General features: G+C 72.5%; 16 protein-coding genes and 1 pseudogene. 6 read left to right on the forward strand and 11 right to left on the reverse strand.

Going from position 1 to position 16,218, the window contains the following annotated elements:
- Positions 1–31: 31 nt before the first annotated feature.
- The 6 genes and pseudogenes from ACIA3K_RS08330 to ACIA3K_RS08355 form a co-directional block, all read right to left on the reverse strand.
- Positions 32–1,216, reverse strand: coding sequence for an ABC transporter permease (locus ACIA3K_RS08330; protein ID WP_396799888.1), 1,185 nt, complete (start codon positions 1,214–1,216; stop codon positions 32–34).
- Between the two features lie 137 nt (positions 1,217–1,353).
- Positions 1,354–2,193: pseudogene (locus tag ACIA3K_RS08335) on the reverse strand (ABC transporter ATP-binding protein); the annotation flags it as partial.
- Entirely contained in the window at positions 2,190–3,572 is a 1,383-nt protein-coding gene (locus tag ACIA3K_RS08340; RefSeq protein WP_396799889.1) for an efflux RND transporter periplasmic adaptor subunit, read from the reverse strand. The gene ACIA3K_RS08340 and the pseudogene ACIA3K_RS08335, both read right to left, overlap by 4 nt.
- A gap of 22 nt (positions 3,573–3,594) precedes the next feature.
- The gene (locus tag ACIA3K_RS08345) at positions 3,595–4,884 is read right to left on the reverse strand and encodes a hypothetical protein (RefSeq protein ID WP_396799890.1); all 1,290 of its coding nucleotides are present in this window, start codon (positions 4,882–4,884) and stop codon (positions 3,595–3,597) included.
- Between the two features lie 61 nt (positions 4,885–4,945).
- Positions 4,946–5,521 carry a TetR/AcrR family transcriptional regulator gene (locus ACIA3K_RS08350; RefSeq protein ID WP_396799891.1) on the reverse strand — a complete coding sequence of 192 codons (576 nt, stop codon included), beginning with the start codon at positions 5,519–5,521 and terminating at the stop codon, positions 4,946–4,948.
- 68 nt (positions 5,522–5,589) lie between these two features.
- Entirely contained in the window at positions 5,590–6,510 is a 921-nt protein-coding gene (locus ACIA3K_RS08355) for a proline dehydrogenase family protein (RefSeq protein WP_355050821.1), read from the reverse strand.
- Between the two features lie 85 nt (positions 6,511–6,595).
- Between ACIA3K_RS08355 and ACIA3K_RS08360 the strand changes: the two genes are divergently transcribed.
- From ACIA3K_RS08360 to ACIA3K_RS08370, 3 genes are read left to right on the forward strand one after another with little or no spacing between them, the layout of a single operon-like run.
- Positions 6,596–6,865 carry a hypothetical protein gene (locus ACIA3K_RS08360; protein ID WP_396799893.1) on the forward strand — a complete coding sequence of 90 codons (270 nt, stop codon included), beginning with the start codon at positions 6,596–6,598 and terminating at the stop codon, positions 6,863–6,865.
- A gap of 1 nt (position 6,866) precedes the next feature.
- Positions 6,867–8,033 carry a glutathionylspermidine synthase family protein gene (locus ACIA3K_RS08365; RefSeq protein WP_396799894.1) on the forward strand — a complete coding sequence of 389 codons (1,167 nt, stop codon included), beginning with the start codon at positions 6,867–6,869 and terminating at the stop codon, positions 8,031–8,033.
- An 18-nt stretch (positions 8,034–8,051) separates the two neighbouring features.
- On the forward strand, positions 8,052–8,639 hold the full coding sequence (locus ACIA3K_RS08370) for a CGNR zinc finger domain-containing protein (RefSeq protein WP_396799895.1): 588 nt from the start codon (positions 8,052–8,054) through the stop codon (positions 8,637–8,639).
- A gap of 14 nt (positions 8,640–8,653) precedes the next feature.
- Here the strand turns inward: ACIA3K_RS08370 and ACIA3K_RS08375 are convergent, their stop codons facing one another.
- Together ACIA3K_RS08375 and ACIA3K_RS08380 are read right to left on the reverse strand one after the other, a co-directional pair.
- On the reverse strand, positions 8,654–9,460 hold the full coding sequence (locus ACIA3K_RS08375) for a sugar phosphate isomerase/epimerase family protein (RefSeq protein ID WP_396799897.1): 807 nt from the start codon (positions 9,458–9,460) through the stop codon (positions 8,654–8,656).
- A 75-nt stretch (positions 9,461–9,535) separates the two neighbouring features.
- Positions 9,536–10,480: a Ppx/GppA phosphatase family protein gene (locus ACIA3K_RS08380; RefSeq protein WP_396799898.1), complete on the reverse strand. Its 945-nt coding sequence runs from the start codon at positions 10,478–10,480 to the stop codon at positions 9,536–9,538.
- A gap of 80 nt (positions 10,481–10,560) precedes the next feature.
- Between ACIA3K_RS08380 and ACIA3K_RS08385 the strand changes: the two genes are divergently transcribed.
- Positions 10,561–11,358, forward strand: a complete 798-nt coding sequence (locus ACIA3K_RS08385; RefSeq protein WP_396800294.1) for a hypothetical protein — start codon at positions 10,561–10,563, stop codon at positions 11,356–11,358.
- 34 nt (positions 11,359–11,392) lie between these two features.
- On the opposite strand, the gene ACIA3K_RS08390 is transcribed toward ACIA3K_RS08385, so the two are convergent.
- Positions 11,393–11,971, reverse strand: coding sequence for a TetR/AcrR family transcriptional regulator (locus ACIA3K_RS08390; RefSeq protein ID WP_396799900.1), 579 nt, complete (start codon positions 11,969–11,971; stop codon positions 11,393–11,395).
- A gap of 673 nt (positions 11,972–12,644) precedes the next feature.
- On the opposite strand from ACIA3K_RS08390, the gene ACIA3K_RS08395 reads away from it, so the two are divergent.
- The gene (locus ACIA3K_RS08395; protein WP_396799902.1) at positions 12,645–13,298 is read left to right on the forward strand and encodes an NADPH-dependent F420 reductase; all 654 of its coding nucleotides are present in this window, start codon (positions 12,645–12,647) and stop codon (positions 13,296–13,298) included.
- Between the two features lie 61 nt (positions 13,299–13,359).
- On the opposite strand, the gene ACIA3K_RS08400 is transcribed toward ACIA3K_RS08395, so the two are convergent.
- Together ACIA3K_RS08400 and ACIA3K_RS08405 are read right to left on the reverse strand one after the other, a co-directional pair.
- Positions 13,360–14,043 carry a response regulator transcription factor gene (locus ACIA3K_RS08400; RefSeq protein WP_039906992.1) on the reverse strand — a complete coding sequence of 228 codons (684 nt, stop codon included), beginning with the start codon at positions 14,041–14,043 and terminating at the stop codon, positions 13,360–13,362.
- A gap of 23 nt (positions 14,044–14,066) precedes the next feature.
- Positions 14,067–15,347: a sensor histidine kinase gene (locus tag ACIA3K_RS08405; RefSeq protein WP_396799903.1), complete on the reverse strand. Its 1,281-nt coding sequence runs from the start codon at positions 15,345–15,347 to the stop codon at positions 14,067–14,069.
- A gap of 203 nt (positions 15,348–15,550) precedes the next feature.
- Between ACIA3K_RS08405 and phoU the strand changes: the two genes are divergently transcribed.
- The gene (gene phoU, locus ACIA3K_RS08410; RefSeq protein ID WP_396799904.1) at positions 15,551–16,204 is read left to right on the forward strand and encodes a phosphate signaling complex protein PhoU; all 654 of its coding nucleotides are present in this window, start codon (positions 15,551–15,553) and stop codon (positions 16,202–16,204) included.
- Positions 16,205–16,218: the final 14 nt, after the last annotated feature.

Below are 16,218 nucleotides of genomic sequence, written 5' to 3' on the forward strand. Positions count from 1 at the left end.
ATCTCCCCGGGTGCGTCCGTCGTCCGGTTGCTCACTCGGCGCGCAGCGCCACCACCGGGTCGAGTCGGCCGGCGCGCTGCGCGGGGACCACGCCGAAGACGATCCCCACGGCCGCCGACACACCGAAGGCCAGCGCCAGCGACCACCACGTGATCGCGGCGGGGATCGGTGACAACGCGTCCACCAGCAGGGCGGTGCCCACGCCCAGCGCCATCCCGGTCAGCCCGCCGATGGTGGTGAGCAGCACCGCCTCCAGCAGGAACTGCACGCCGATGTCGCGGGGTCGTGCGCCGACGGCCTTGCGCAGCCCGATCTCCCGGGTCCGCTCGCGGACGCTGACCAGCATGATGTTGGAGACGCCGACGCCGCCGACGAGCAGCGAGATGCCGGCGATGGCGGCGAGCACACCGGTGAGCACGCCGAGGATGTCGCCCAGCACACCGAGGATCTGCTGCTGCGTGACCGCGCTGAACTCGGTGTCCGGGTGCCGGCGGTTCAGCTCCGCGACGATGCGTTCGCCCAGCTCGTCGATCCGTTCCCGGTCGGGCGCCTTGACGGCGATGCCGTCCACCCGCTGGGTGCCCCAGAGGCGCTGTGCGGCGGTCACCGGTACGTGCACCTCGTCGTCCCGGTCGACGCCGAGACTCTGCCCGAGGGGAGCGAACACGCCGATGACCCGGAACCGTACGCCGGCGAGGGTGACCTGTTGACCCAGCGGATCGCGGTCGGGAAACAACGCGCGGGCCACCGAGTCGCCGAGCACCGCGACCCGCCGGCTGGTGTCCACGTCCGTGCCGGTGAGGTAGCGGCCCCGGGCCAGCGAGCGGGTGAACACCGTCGGCGTGGTCTCCAGGACGCCCTGCACGGTGGTGAAGTCCGAGCGTGCGCCGGCCCGCGCGGTCGCCCCCGAGGCGACGGTGACCGCGACCCGCTGGGGATCGCCGACGACGCGGGCGACCGCGTCGGCGTCCTTGAGCGTCAACGGCGAGACCACCGGCGCGGTGCCCACCTCGATCTTGCCGGGGACCACCAGCAGCAGGTTGGAGCCGAGCCCCTCGACCTGCTGCTCCACCTTCTGCTTGGTGCCGGTGCCGATGGCCACCAGCAACACCACCGACGCGACACCGATGATCACGCCGAGCATGGTGAGCGAACTGCGCAGCCGGTTGGCGCGCAACGCGTCCAGCGCGACCCGCCACGCCTCGGCGACCCTCACACCGCACCGTCCTCGGGCCCGCGCACGTCGGCCTCGCCGCGCCGCAGGCCGGGCTCGCGCTCGTCGGCCTCCGCGCGATCCGGACCGGGTACGAGCTTGTCGACCTCCGCGCGGTCCGGACCGGGTACGAGCGGAAGGCGTCCGGTGGCTCCGGCGGCGCCACCGGAGCCACCGGACGGGTGCCCCGGGCCGTTTCCGGACACGGACCGGGGCTCCGCGCTGGGAGCGGGCACCAGTGTCTCAGGTCGACCGTGATCGACGGACGGCGGTCGATCATGAAGGTCGCCGGCGCTGTCCGCCACCACCACACCGTCGCGCATGGCGATCCGGCGCGCAGCCCGCGCCGCCACCTCCTGGTCATGGGTGACCATCACCAACGCCACCCCGGACTCCGCGTTCAACCGTTCCAACAGTTCCAGGACCGCCGCGCCGGTCACACTGTCCAGGTTGCCGGTCGGCTCGTCGGCCAGCAGCACCGTCGGCTCGGTGACCAGCGCGCGGGCGATGGCGACCCGCTGCTGCTCGCCACCGGACATCTGGTTGGGCCGGTGGTCGAGCCGGTGCCCGAGACCAACCCGGCCCAGCATCGCCGCCGCCCGCTCCCGGCGCTGCCGGGCCGACACCCCCCGATAGACCAGCGGCAACGCCACGTTCTCCACCGCCGACGTACGCGGCAGCAGGTGGAACGCCTGGAAGACGAAGCCGATCGTCTCGTTGCGCAGGGTGGCCATCTCCGGTGGGGAGAGGGTGTTGACGTCACGCCCGCCGATCACCAACCGTCCACCGGTCGGCCGGTCGAGACCGCCCAGCAGATGCATGAGCGTGGACTTGCCGGAGCCGGACGGGCCGACAAGCGCCACGTAGTCCCCCGGCTGCACGGTCAACGAAACCCCGCGCAGCGCCTCGACCGACACCCCGTCGAGCTGGTACGTGCGCGACACGTCCACCGCCTCGATGGCCGGTGGGGTGTCGGTCACCGCACCTCCTGGCCGTCGCGTACCTGGTCGGTGCCGCGTACCACGATCCGGTCACCGGCCTGGACGCCGTTGAGGATCTGCACCAGGTCGGACCCCTGGACGCCCACGGTCACCGGCGCCCGGTCGGCCTTTCCGTCGCGGACCACCCACACGGCGTCCCGGCCGTCGGCGGAGAAGACGGCCGAGGCGGGGACGGTCACCGCGTCGGCCGCCTCGCGTACGCGCAGGTGCACGATCGCGTTCATGCCGGGGCGGGGCGTGGGGGCGGGCTCGTCCTCGGCCAGCTTTCCCGCGCCCAGCGCGAGGCGTACCCGGTAGGTGACCCCGCCCTGCGCGGAGCTGGTGGGGAGCACGTCGACCGAGCGGACCGTGGCGTCGTAGCTGGCGCCGGTCACGGCGTCCAGTTCGACGGTGGCGGTCACGCCGGGCTTGACCAGCAGCACATCGGTCTCGTCGACGTCGGCGAGCAGTCCGAGCTGCCCGGTGTCCACGATGGTCAACACGGGTGTGCCGGCGGTGACCTGACCGCCTACCACGACAGCGTCGTCGACCCCGGCCGGCGGGCCGGCCTGCGCGGGTGACAGGGCCGACGGGTCGATCCCGGCCCCACCGGCCTGTTCCAACAGCCCGGCCAGGCCGCCGCTCGGGCCACCGCCGGCCCGGGTGCCGCCCGGCTGCACCACCCCGCCGATGGGGGCGCGCAGGGTCAACGCGTCGACGGTCGCCTTGGCCAGGTCGTACGCCTGCTGGGCCTGCAGCCGTTGCGCCGCGGACAGCGAGCCGACGGCGGAGTTCAACCCGCTGATCCCTCGCTGGACCGCGCGGACGGCCGCGTCGGCGCTCTGCGCGGCGGCGGCGTACTGCCGCTGGGCGGACGTCACCTGGGCCAGCAGCGCGTCCCGCAACTGCTGGTCGGCGATCTTCTCGGCGGCCTTGCGGGCGGCGTCGAACGCCTCGTCGGCGGCCTTGTCGGTGCCCCGCCGGCTGCTGGTCAGGTTGCCGGTGGAGACACCCCGGCCGGCGCGCTTCGCCGCGTCCAGCGCCTCCTTCGCCTGGCGCAGGCGGGCCTGGGCCGACGGGGACGCGACCACCGCGAGCACCTGACCGCGCTTCACCCGTTGTCCAGGCTGGACCCGCAGGCTGGCCAGGGTGCCGTCGGCGGGCGAGGTGAGGCTGGCGGCGGCGCGGGCGGTCACCGTCGCCGGAGCGTCGATCACCTCGCTGACCGGGTTACGGGCGGCCGAGGCGAGTGCGACCGGCGGTTGGTCGTCACCGCAGGACGCGGCGGTGGTGGCGGTGAGGACGGCGACGGCGGTCAGGGCGATGAGCAGGCGGGGCCGCGTGGCGCTTGCGGGCCTCGGCAGGTCAGGGCGGCGCACCCATCGATGGTACGGCGCACCGTCACGCGGCGGTCGCGCGGACGTACGCCACGCACTCGTCGTGCAACGTCGACCAGTCCTCGCCGAACGCCTCGTCGGCGGCGGCGGCGAGCGTCGCACGGTCGTGCACCACGGCCTTGAAGAACGTCAACAGCCGCTCCGACCCGAACCGGTCGACGAGGTGGCGGACGGCGAGGTAGCCGACGCCGTAGCTGCCGCCGACCCGTTCGGCGGGCGCGTCGTCGGTGGGCGTGACGCCCTCCAACCGGCCGTCCCAACCGCCCTGGACGAGTTTGCGTACCTCGGCGAGCCCCTCGTACCGGTCGACCGGCCGACCGCCGGAACCCGAGAACTCGGCCAGCCCTTCGACGAGCCACCAGGTCGTCTTGCCCGGGTATCCCCGCTCGGGCAGCGACGCGGCGTGGGTCAGCTCGTGCCGGAGCAGGTCGTCGGCGCCGCTGCCGGGCAGCCCTTCGGCGTTGAGCACCACCTCGTGGTGGCCGCCGCCGACCGTCACCGCGTACCCGCCGGTCCACTGTGGCCGCCCGCCGCCGTACCAGCGTTGCCACTCCGTGCGGCCGGCGTAGAAGATCCGGTAGCGGTCCGGGGGCGAGCCCGTGACGACGTACGTGTCGGCGACCTTGGCCGCCGCCTCGGCCTGGGTGAGCAGGGCGGGCAGCTTGCCGCGCAGCGCGGGTGTGGTGGCGACGATGGTCCGCGCGCCGACCGCCACGACCAGGTCGCTGATCTCCCACGGCCGGGTGCCGGTCTCGGCGGACTTGGACTCCTCGACGGCGACCAGTCGGGGCGCGTCACCGTTCTCCCGCCAGCGGGTGCCGATCAGCACCGGGCTCGGTCGGCAGTCGGCCACGACGAAGCAGTACTGGAAGCGCACCAGTAGCCGCCACTCCCCCGGCCTGCCGACGACCGGCGTGGGCAGGCCGCTCGGTTCGGCCCGCCAGACGGTCACCTTGAGGGCCCGCAGGGCGGCGAATCGGCGGCGCAGGTCGGCGTGCGCGGCCGGATCGGCGATGGCGAGGAAGGCGGTGCGGTCGCCGCCGAGCAGCGCCGCGGACTGCTGCCGGAGCTGGGCGGTCATCCGGTCGGACAGCCCTCGTGCGACGGCGGTGGCCGGGTCGTCGGTGGCGGTGGCGCCGGCCCGGCTGAAGGTGGCCCGGCCGGCGGCCTCCCGGATCGCCCCGACCACCAGCACCGCCGGAAGTCCGCAGCCCAGCAGCAGGGCAACAACGACGAGTACGGTCCACAGCGGCCAGAGCCGCCGCGGTGCTGGCTGCTGCACCCCGTCAGTCACCCGCCGAAGGGTACGACCAATCGGCGAATCGGGCGAGGCCGACCCGGCCCGATCGGTCGGGTCAGGCCCCGCGAGCCGGCCACGCGCGGAACGCGGTGTCCAGCCCGGCGACCAACTGGTGGTACGACCGGTCGACCTCGCGGGGCAGACCGAAGCCGCCGGCGGCCTCCAGGGCGATGAAACCGTGCAGGGCGCTGCGCAGGGCGCGGGTCGCGTCCACCGCATCGTCGCCGGTGAGCCCGTAGCCGCGCAGCACCGCGAAGATGGCGCCCACCGCGCGTTCGCCGGCCTCGACGTGCTCCGGGTCGGACGGGTCGGGCACCCGCTGCGTGGTCGGGTATCGCCCGGGGTGCCGGCGGGCGTACGCCCGGTAGGCGTCGGCCATCGCGCGCAGGGCGTCGCCGCCGGCCCGGCCGGCGGCGGCCGTGGTCAGCTCGGTGGCCAGTTCGGCGGTGGCGAGCGCGGAGAGCTTCTGGTTCAGCGCGTCGGCCCCGCGGATGTGCTTGTAGAGGCTGGGCAGCGCGACGCCGAGTCGACTGGCGAGCGCGGCGAGGGTCAGCTGTTCGTAGCCGACCTCGTCGGCGAGCCGGGCGGCCTCGCGCACCACGGCCTGCTGGTTGAGCCCGGCCCTAGGCACCGACACACACCCGGCTAGCTGTCATAGCCTGAAAGCTAACGCCGCTAGCCGGGCGCGTCAAGCGACGGTCACTTCTTGGAGATCAGGGCACGGCCGAAGAAGACCAGGTTCGCCGGGCGCTCGGCGAGCCGACGCATCAGGTAGCCGTACCACTCGTCGCCGTACGGGACATAGGTGCGCACCGTGTAGCCCTCGCCGGCCAGCCGGGCCTGCTCCTCGGGACGGATGCCGTAGAGCATCTGGAACTCGAAACGCTCCGGACCCCGGTCGAACCAGCGGGCCCGGTCCTCGCCGATCGAGATCATCCGCGGGTCGTGCGTCGCCAGCATCGGGTACCCGTCGCCGGACATCAGGATGTTCATGCAGCGGACGTAGGACTTGTCCACCTCGCGGGCCGACTGGTAGGCCACCGACTCCGGCTCCTTGTAGGCGCCCTTGCACAGGCGCACCCGCGACCCGGCCGACGACAGCTCCCGGCAGTCCGACTCGGTCCGCCGCAGGTACGCCTGGAGCACCGCCCCCGTCGACGGGAAGTCCTTGCGCAGCTTCGCCAGCACCTCCAACGTCGAGTCGGTGGTGGTGTGGTCCTCCATGTCCAGCGTGACGGTGGTGCCCGCCTTGTCGGCGGCCGCGCAGATCGCCCGCACGTTGTCGTACGCCAACTGTTCGTCGAACATCTGGCCGAGCGCGGAGAGCTTCACGCTCACCTCGGCGGCCGGCGTGAGACCGGCCCCGGAGAGCATCGACAGCAGCTTCAGGTACTCGTCCCGGGTGGCCGTGGCCTGCTCGGGGGTGACGGTGTCCTCGCCCAGGTGGTCGAGGGTGACGGCCAGCCCGTCGTCGACGAGCCCGCGGGTCGCGCGCAACGCGTCGTCGGTGGCGGCGCCGGCGACGAACCGGCGGACGACGTCCCGGGTGTACGGGGCGGTCGCGACGAGCCGCTCGACCTGGGATGACCGGGAGGCGGCGAGGATGACGGAACGGAGCATGAGCCGAGCGTATCGCCCCTGCCAGGAGCCCCGCCCGGCGGCGGCTGGGGCTGCGGCGCTGGCGTCGATCGGCTACAACGATGCCGTGAACCAAAGCCCCCGCCGCCGGCTCCGGTCGGCCTCCGTGCAGCTCGGCGCGCTCACCGCTCTCGCGCTCGCCCTCTCCGGCTGCAACATGACCTCCGACGACGACGATGACGACTGCGCCCTCGGGCCGGTCGGTGGCGGTGGCACGGTCGCGCTGGGGATGCGGGTGTCCGCCCCCACCGCGGAGCGGACCGGCGGCGAGCCGACGACCGCCGCCCTGCCCGAGCGCGGCGGGTTCGGCACCCACCTCGCCTCCTGCGGCGGCTGACGTGCGGCGTGAGGCCGTGACGCCCCGGCCCGACTGGGACGCCACCATCCGAGCCCAGGGCCTGGTCTACGTCGACACCGAGCTGCCCGACGGCGGGATCATGTCGTACTGGGACGAGACCGCCGCGTACGCCTTCGACCTGGACGAGGTGCTGCGGCTGGAGGAGGCCACCGAGGAGCTGCACCGGATGTCGGTGGCCGCCGCCGAGTACGTGGTGGCCCAGCGCCGGTACGCCGAGTTCGGCATCCCGGAGTGGGCCGCGGAGGCGGTGGCCCGGTCCCTGCGCGAGGCGCCACCCACCCTCTACGGGCGATTCGACCTGGCGTACGACGGCACCTGGCCGCCGAAGATGCTGGAGTACAACGCGGACACCCCGACGGCGCTGGTCGAGGCGAGCATCGTCCAGTGGTACTGGCTGGAGCAGACCCGCCCCGACCTGGACCAGTGGAACAGCCTGCACGAGCGACTTGTCGTCGCCTGGGCCAAGATCGGCGCCGGGCTGCACGACCCCCGGGTGCACGTGCTCTGGTCGAACGAGGAGGAGTCGGGCGAGGACCACATGACCGCCGGCTACCTCGCCGAGACCGCCCGGCAGGCCGGCCTGGACGTCGAGCTGCAACCCATCCAGGAGATCGGCTGGGACGGCCGGCGCTTCGTCGACGCCGCCGACCGCCCGGTGACCACCTGCTTCAAGCTCTACCCGTGGGAGTGGATGCTCGCCGAGCCGTACGGGCCGCCGGCGCTGGCCCCGGGCACCCCGACCACCTGGATCGAGCCGGCCTGGAAGCTGCTGCTGTCCAACAAGGCGCTGCTCGCGATCCTCTGGGAGCTGTACCCCGGTCACGAGTACCTGCTGCCGGCGTACCTCGACTCGCCGCGCGGCATGCCCGAATACGTGGCCAAGCCCCTGCTCGGCCGCGAGGGCGGCTCGGTACGCATCGTCACCGCCGGTGAGGAGATCACCAACCCGGGGATCTACGGCGACGAGGGCTGGTGCTACCAGGAGTTCCGGGCGCTGCCGCAGTTCGACGGCAACCGGACGGTGCTGGGTAGCTGGATCGTCGACGGCGAGTCGGCCGGGTTGGGAGTCCGCGAGAGCGCGAGTCTGATCACCGACGGCTACGCGCGGTTCCTACCGCACTACATCGACGCGCCGCGCGCCCCGTGAGTCGTCTACCGTTGGGGTGTGAACTTCGACGCGTACGCCCGGACCGGCGTTGACCTGGTCAACGCCCGCCTGGACGACCTCGACGACCTGCGGGCCCTGTTCCCCGACGACAACTCCTGGATGCGCGACGAGGTCGCCGACCGGGACGTCGCCATCTTCCGACGGGCCCAGAAGCGGTTGCGCGACGTCTTCGAGTACGGCACCTCGGGGCGCGACGCCCAGGCGGTGACCGAGCTGAACGCGCTGTTGGAGGCGTTCCCGGTCCAGCCGCGCATCTCCGGACACGACTCCAGCGACTGGCACATGCACGTGACCAGCCGGGGCGCCTCGGTCAGCGCCGAATACCTGGCCGGCGCGGTCTGGGGGCTCTCGGTGTGGCTCTGCGAGTACGGCAGCGCCCGCTTCGGGGTCTGCGCCGACGAGCGGTGCGGCAACGTCTACCTGGATACGTCGTCCAACTGCTGCCGGCGGTTCTGCTCCGAGCGCTGCGCCACCCGCTCGCACGTGGCGGCGCACCGGGCCCGCAAGCGCGCCGCGGTCGGCGAGCAGGCGACGGTCGCCCCCCAGCCGACCTCGACCGCCGAGTCGCTGACCCCGGTCAGCTGACCGGCGGCCACCGGTCAGACGTCGACCGGTGACGGCGCGGTGAGGTGCTCGCGGGCAAACTCGAGCGACGTCCGCAGGTCCGCCTCGCGCACCGCGCGGCTCTTCGCGCCCCGGGTCGCCACCTCGACGGCCACCGCGCCGGTGAAACCCCGACCGGCCAGCGAGGAGAGCAGCTCCCCGCAGGGCTGGGTGCCGCGCCCGGGCACCAGGTGCTCGTCGCGGCCCTCGCCGGTGCCGTCGCCCAGGTGCACGTGGGCGAGCCCCGCGCCCATCCGGTCGGCCATCGCGAGGGGGTCACTGTGCGAGGCCGCGCAGTGTGAAAGATCCAGGGTGTACGACGGGTAGCCGGTGTCGGTGGGATCCCATCCGGGGACGTACGGGACGAACTGCCGGCCCGCCATACGCACCGGGTACATGTTCTCCACGGCGAAGCGGAGCCCGGAGAACCGCTCCTCGACTCTGGCCAACCCCTCGGCGAACCCGCGTGCGTAGTCGCGCTGCCAGGTGAACGGCGGGTGCACCACCACCGTCGGCGCACCGAGCGTCTCGGCCAGCTCGGCGGCCTTGCGCAACCGCTGCCACGGGTCCGGGCTCCACACCCGCTGCGTCACCAGGAGGCAGGGCGCGTGCACCGAGAGCACCGGGACGCCGTAGTGCGACGACAGGCCGCGCAACGCGCCCGCGTCCTGGCTGACGACGTCGGTCCACACCATCACCTCGACGCCGTCGTAGCCCAGCGCCGCGGCCAGCTGGAACGCCGCAGCGGTCGGCTCGGGGAAGACCGACGAGCTGGACAGGAGCACGGGGACTCGGGACGTCACACCAGCCAGCCTAGCCCGGCTGTCACGGGGTCATCAGGACGAGCATCGGCAAAGCCGTCGACGGCCCAGGGGCGGTCACATCGGTTCGAGTTGATCGAGCCGACGGAGGATGACCCCCTCGCGCAGGGCCCACGGGCAGATGTCCATGGCATCCAGGTCGAGCCGGCGCATCACCGCCTCGGCGACCACTGCGCCCGCCAGCAGTTGGTGGGCCCGGCCCGCGCCGACGCCCTCCAACTCCATCACCTGGGCGGGCGTCATGTGCCGGATGAAGCCGATGATCTGCCGCAGGCCGGCACGGGTCAGCCTGCGGTGCACCCAGAGGCCGGCACCGGACGGTGCCGCGCCGGCCAGTCGCGCCAGGGTGCGGAATGTCTTCGAGGTTGCCGCCACCCGGTCCCAGCCCACCTCGGTGATCTGGTCGACCACCTTGTCCAGCCGGCTGTCGACGTACTCCCGTAGCTTTTCGACGACCTCGGCGGACGCCGGCGTGGTGCTGGCCGGGTCGACCCGCAGTTGCTCGCGGGTGAGACGCCCGGCGCCCAGCGGCAGCGAGACCGCCACGTCCGGGTCCTCGTCGATTCCGGCGGCGATCTCCAGGGAGCCGCCACCGATGTCGAGCACCAGCAGACGCCCCGCCGACCAGCCGAACCAGCGCCGCACCGCCAGGAACGTCATCCGTGCCTCGTCCGCGCCGGAGAGCACCTCCAGGCGTACGCCGGTCTCGTCACGGACCCGGGCGAGCACGTCGGCCGCGTTGGTGGCGTCGCGGACCGCGGAGGTGGCGAACGCGATCAGGTCGTCGGCCTCCAGCCCGGTGGCCGCCGCCCTGGCCATGCCGACCGCCTTGACCAGGCCGTCCGCGCCCACCTCGGTCAACGCCCCGTCCGGGCCGATCTGTTCGGCGAGACGCAGGAAGACCTTCTCCGAGTGGGCCGGCCAGGGGTGCGCGCCGTGATGCGCGTCGACCACCAGCAGGTGCACCGTGTTGGATCCGACGTCGAGGACACCCAGTCGCATGGTGAAGACCCTAGGTGCAACACGTTCGTGCGGCTCGCCGGCCCGCGGACGGCACCACGCGTACGCTGGTCCGGGTGACGATGGAGCTCCGCGTGCTGGTGGACGACCCGGGCGACCCGCGCAGCCGTGAGGTGCCGCTGGACTTTCCCCGGGAGTGGATCGAGTTCGCCGACCCGGCGGACGAGACCCACCTGATCCGGGCCGACCTGACCTGGCTGCTCTCCCGTTGGACGTGCATCTTCGGCCAGGGCTGCCACGGCATCATCGCCGGCCGGGCCGCCGACGGCTGCTGCTCGCACGGGGCGTTCTTCACCGACTCGGACGACGAGAAGCGGGTCCGCCGCGCCGTCAAGCTGCTCACCCCGTCGACCTGGCAGCACTTCCAGCGCGGGTTCAAGAACTGGACCGACGAGGACACCATCGACGGCAAGAACCCCGCTCGCCGCACCGCCACCCAGGGCGCCGACGGGCCGTGCGTCTTCCTCAACGACGCCGACTTCGTCGGCGGGGGTGGTTGCGCGCTGCACGCCCAGGCGCTGCGCGACGGTGTGCACCCGCTCGAATACAAGCCGGACGTCTGCTGGCAGCTCCCCATCCGGCGGGACCAGGACTGGGTGAAGCGTCCGGACAACACCAAGGTGTTGGTGTCCACCCTGTCCGAGTTCGACCGGCGGGGGTGGGGCGCCGGTGGGCACGACCTCGACTGGTGGTGCACCTCGTCGACCGACGCGCACGTCGGGGCCGAGCCGATGTACCTGTCGTACGGCCCGGAGCTGACCGCGCTGATCGGCGCGGCGGCGTACGAGCGGCTGGCCGAGCTGTGCGCGGCCCGGGTACGACAGGGCCTGGTCGCCCCCCACCCCGCCGACGATCTCTAGCCTGGCCTGCCAGCGCCTGTTTCGACCGCTCGGGTCAGTCGAGGGCGGCGTCGACGAGGGTGCGGGCGCTCTGCCGCGCCGCCTCGGCGATCGCCGGATCGCCGTCCAGCACCCCGCTGGCGAGCCCGCCGTCGATCAGCAGAGTGAGCTGACGGGCGAGCATCTCCGGCTCCGCCGCGCCGGCCTTGCGGGCCAGCTCGGTCACCCACGCCCGGACGACGGTCTTGTGCTCGACCGTCCGGGCGTGCACCGGACCGCCGGCGGGCGACTCGGCCGCCGTGTTGATGAAGGCGCAGCCGTGGTAACCGTCCCGGCGACAGGCGCTGACGAGGGCGTCGAACATCCCGACGAGCTGGTCGCGCGGCTCGTCGCCGGCCTCGCGGGCCGCCGCCCGTAGCGCGCCGAACCATGCCTGGTCGACCCGGTCCAGGTATGCCAGCACGAGGTCGTCCTTGCGCGGGAAGTGCTTGTAGAGCGTCGCCTTGGCCACGCCCGACTCGGCGATGACCGTGTCGACCCCGACACCGCGTGGCCCGTGCGCGTAGAACAGCCGGAACGCGGTGTCCAGGATCCGGTCGCGGGCCGAGCCGGCCGGCGTGCGGTGCGCGGGCATCGGCACTCCCTCGTCGTTGCTGGTGACGGGCACGATTTTACAGACAGCTCCGTCTACAGAAAGCTCCGTCTGCTGCCGCTCGGCCTGCTGCCGCTCCGTCTGCTGCCGCTCGGCCTGCTGCCGCTCGACCTGCTGCCGCTAGCCGGTCCGCCGCAGGGGCTGACGGTGTCCTCGACTCCTGTCGAGCTGCCCCAGATATGGGGCTGAGCCATCAGGGCTGAGCCTTCGAGGCTGAGCCCTTGAGGGCCGCAGCGCGCCCGATCCCCCGCTGCCCCATTCTTGGGGCAGCTCGACACGGGGTGAGCGATAGGCGACCTCCCGCGCCGCACCGCAGCTCAACCCCCCGCCGCCCCCTATCCGGGGCAGCTCGACACGAGGTGAGGGACAGGCACCCTCCCGCGCCGCACCGCAGCCCAACCCCCGCCGCCCCCTATCCGGGGCAGCTCGACACGAGGCAAGGGACAGGCACCCTCCCGCGCCGCACCGCAGCCCAACCCCCGCCGCAGCCAACCCCCGTCGCCCATCCCGGCCGCCCCATATCGGGGGCAGCTCGACACGGGCGAGGGACAGGTTCGATGCCGCCGTCCACGAGGGACAGCAGTAGACAGACCTGTCTGTTAGCCTACGGACAGTCGGCGCGAGGCCACCGCGCCCGAGTGGAGGATCGATCGACATGCGCATCGCAGTTCTCGGCACCGGCTCGGTGGGACAGGCCATCGCGGCCCGTACGGCGGAGCTGGGCCACCAGGTCACCATCGGCACCCGGGACGTGGCGGCCACGCGGGCCGGCGCGTACGCCGCCTGGGCCGCCGAGCACCCCGAGGTCGGCCTGGAGACCATGGCCGTGGCGGCAGCCGACGCCGAACTGGTCGTCAACGCCACCAGTGGCACCGGATCCCTGCCGGCACTCACCGCGGCCGGCGCGGCGAACCTGGCCGGCAAGGTCCTGCTCGACATCGCCAACCCACTCGACTTCAGCGCGGGTTTCCCGCCCGTTCTGACGGTCAACGACACCGACTCCCTGGCCGAACGGATCCAGCGGGAGTTCCCGCAGGCCAAGGTCGTCAAGTCGCTCAACACGCTCACCGCTGAGCTGATGGTGCGTCCGCGCCAGCTCGCCGACGGCGACCACAGCGTCTTCGTCTCGGGCGACGACGCGGAGGCGAAGCGGATCGTCACCGACCTGCTCGTCAGCTTCGGGCACACCGACGTCATCGACCTCGGTGACCTCTCCACCGCCCGTGGCGTCGAAATGCTGATGCCCCTCTGGCTGCGGCTCTACGGCGGGCTCGACACCGCCATCTTCAACGTCAAGGTCGTCCGCTGAGCGGACGCCGACAGCCCGAAGGGGGTCCGCGCCGGGCGCGGACCCCCTTCGGATCGGCCGATCACGGCTCGAACTTGTAGCCCAGACCCCGCACGGTGACGATGAAGCGCGGCGCGGACGGCTCCGGCTCGATCTTGGAACGTAGCCGCTTCACGTGCACGTCCAGCGTCTTGGTGTCACCGACGTAGTCGGCGCCCCACACCCGGTCGATGAGCTGGCCCCGGGTCAACACCCGGCCCGCGTTGCGGAGCAGCAGCTCCAGCAGCTCGAACTCCTTGAGCGGCAGCTGCACGGCACCGCCCTCGACCGTCACGACGTGCCGCTCGATGTCCATCCGCACCGGGCCGGCGGCCAGCGTCGGAGCGCCCGCCTCGGCGACCTCCGGGCTCTGCCGCCGCAGCACCGCCCGGATGCGGGCGACCAACTCCCGAGGGGAGTACGGCTTGGTGACGTAGTCGTCGGCGCCGATCTCCAGGCCGACCACCTTGTCGATCTCGCTGTCCCGCGCGGTGACCATGATGATCGGCACGGCCGAGCGCTGCCGAAGCTGCCGGCACACCTCGGTCCCCGACATCTCGGGCAACATCAGGTCGAGCAGCACGATGTCGGCGCCGGTCCGGTCGAACTCGGTGAGGGCGTCGGTTCCGGTCGCGGCGACCGACACCTCGAAGCCCTCCTTACGGAGCATGTACGACAGGGCGTCGGAGAACGACTCCTCGTCCTCGACCACCAGAACGCGGCTCAAGGGGGATTTCCTTTCCATTGCTGTCAGACCTGCCGTAGCTCGGCCGGACCGGCCTCGATCCCAGCCGGCGGCAGTGTCGCCAGGAGGTCGTCCGGTGGGCTGGCGGGCAACCGGAGGGTGAACGTCGACCCACCGCCAAGGGTGCTCGACACCTCCACCCGACCGCCATGGTTGCTCGCGATGTGTTTCACGATCGCCAGCCCGAGCCCGGTGCCACCGGTGGCACGTGAGCGGGCCTGGTCGGCCCGGTAGAAACGCTCGAAGATCCGGTCCACGTCCGTCGGGGCGATGCCGATGCCCTGGTCGGCGACCGCGATCTCGACATGCTCGTCGTCACCGCGGAGGGTGACCCGCACGGTGGTGTCCTCGCCGGAGTAGTTGATGGCGTTCTCGACCAGGTTCGCCACGGCCGTGGCGAGTTGGCTGTCGCTGCCGTAGGCGGTGAGGCCACGCGCGCCGTCGACCGTAACCTCGACGCCCCGCGCGGCAGCCGTGGTCCGGGTGCGGTCGACCACCTCGGCGATCACCCAGTCGAGCGCGACCGGCTCCGGCGGCGGCTGCGGCTCGGCGCCCTGGAGCCGGGTCAGCTCCAGCAACTCCTGCACCAGCCGGCCCAGCCGGGTGGACTCGTGCTGGATCCGTTCGGCGAACCGGCGGGCGGCGACCAGGTCCTCGGAGAGGTCGGGCGCCGCGGCGTCGGCCGGTTCGGTGGCGTCCAGCAGCGCCTCGGCGAGCAGTTGCAGCGCTCCGATCGGGGTCTTCAGCTCGTGACTGACGTTCGCCACGAAGTCGCGCCGGACCCGGGTCAGCCGGTGCGACTCGGTCACGTCGACGGCCTCGACGGCGATGAAGCCGTTCCCGAGACCCATGGCCCGCAGGTGCACGCCCAGCGGGTTCTCCCCCGCGCTGTCGCGGCCTCGGGGCAGATCCAGCTCGATCTCGCGCCGCACGCCGGTGCGCCGCACCTGACCCGCGAGGGTACGGATCAACGGGTGCGCGGCGATCGAACCCGGTGTGCTGCCGGTGCGCAGGAGCCCCATGGCCCGGGCGGCCGGGTTGATCAGGACAGGGGTGTCGTCGTCGTCCAGTACCACGACACCGGCCCGGAGCGAGTCGATCGTCCGACGGCCGAGCCCGGCCTGCTGCTCGTCGGCTATCGCGGGCCTCCCTCTGCTCCAGCGGGAGCTCGCGCTCCCCGTCGACGTGGAGCCGCCGCGCGCCGGCAGGAACCGGGGCAGCAGGAGACCGACGACCAGTCCGGCCGCCAACGCCACGGCCACCACGACCGCCACTGCCCACTCCACCCGGCGATCGTAGGGTCATTGTTAACCTGGCTACCACACAGAACGGGACGAATCACCCTCACTTCCGAAAGTGTTCACCCCCACGTCTGGCGTCGTTCACCCTGGTTCATCCGGGGTCCGTCAACGCCCCCTACCGTTGGCGTCGCACCTGCTCAACCCCTGCGCCGACACCCGTCGGCGGCGACCGACCACAGGACGTGATGATGCGCGACGAGTTCCGGGCCGACCTTCAGATCGTCAGCCAACTGCTGGTGGACATGGCCGAGGGCATCCGCGCCGCCATGCGCCAGGCCACCCGGGCCCTGCTCACCGCCGACCGGCAGGCCGCCGAGACGGTCATCGAGCGGGACGCCGAGATCGACGACCTCTACCGGCACGTCGAGGAGCGGGTGTGTGACCTGCTCGCCCGACAGGCGCCGGTCGCCTCCGACCTCCGGGCGATGATCACCGCGCTGCACGTGGCGGCCGATCTGGAGCGGATGGGTGACCTCGCCGAGCACGTGGCGAAGACCGCGCTGCGCCGGCACCCCTCCCCGGCCGTGCCGGCCGAGCTGCGGACGGTCTTCACCGAGATGTCCGACATCGCCGACCGGATGGCCGCGAAGATCGGTTCCGTACTGGCGAAGCCCGACGTCGACCTCGCCGCCGAGTTGGACCGCGACGACGACGCCATGGACGAGCTGCACAAGAGCCTGTTCGCGGTGCTGCTCGGGGACGACTGGCCGTACGGGGTGGAGACCGCGATCGACGCCACCCTGCTGGGCCGCTTCTACGAGCGCTTCGCCGATCACGCGGTGAACGCCGGCGAGCACGTGATCTACCTGATCACCGGGGAGAACAGCCCGATCGGTAACTGAACCGGCGTACGAGG

Source organism: Micromonospora sp. NPDC051543, from assembly GCF_044454415.1.
GTDB lineage: Bacteria > Actinomycetota > Actinomycetes > Mycobacteriales > Micromonosporaceae > Micromonospora.

Coding starts and splice junctions, on each gene's coding strand:
- ACIA3K_RS08355 (WP_355050821.1), bottom strand. CDS start 6,510: ATGCTCCGTTCCGTCATCCTCGCCGCCTCCCGGTCATCCCAGGTCGAG.
- ACIA3K_RS08380 (WP_396799898.1), bottom strand. CDS start 10,480: ATGCGACTGGGTGTCCTCGACGTCGGATCCAACACGGTGCACCTGCTG.
- ACIA3K_RS08385 (WP_396800294.1), top strand. CDS start 10,561: ATGGAGCTCCGCGTGCTGGTGGACGACCCGGGCGACCCGCGCAGCCGT.
- ACIA3K_RS08390 (WP_396799900.1), bottom strand. CDS start 11,971: ATGCCCGCGCACCGCACGCCGGCCGGCTCGGCCCGCGACCGGATCCTG.
- ACIA3K_RS08395 (WP_396799902.1), top strand. CDS start 12,645: ATGCGCATCGCAGTTCTCGGCACCGGCTCGGTGGGACAGGCCATCGCG.
- phoU (WP_396799904.1), top strand. CDS start 15,551: ATGCGCGACGAGTTCCGGGCCGACCTTCAGATCGTCAGCCAACTGCTG.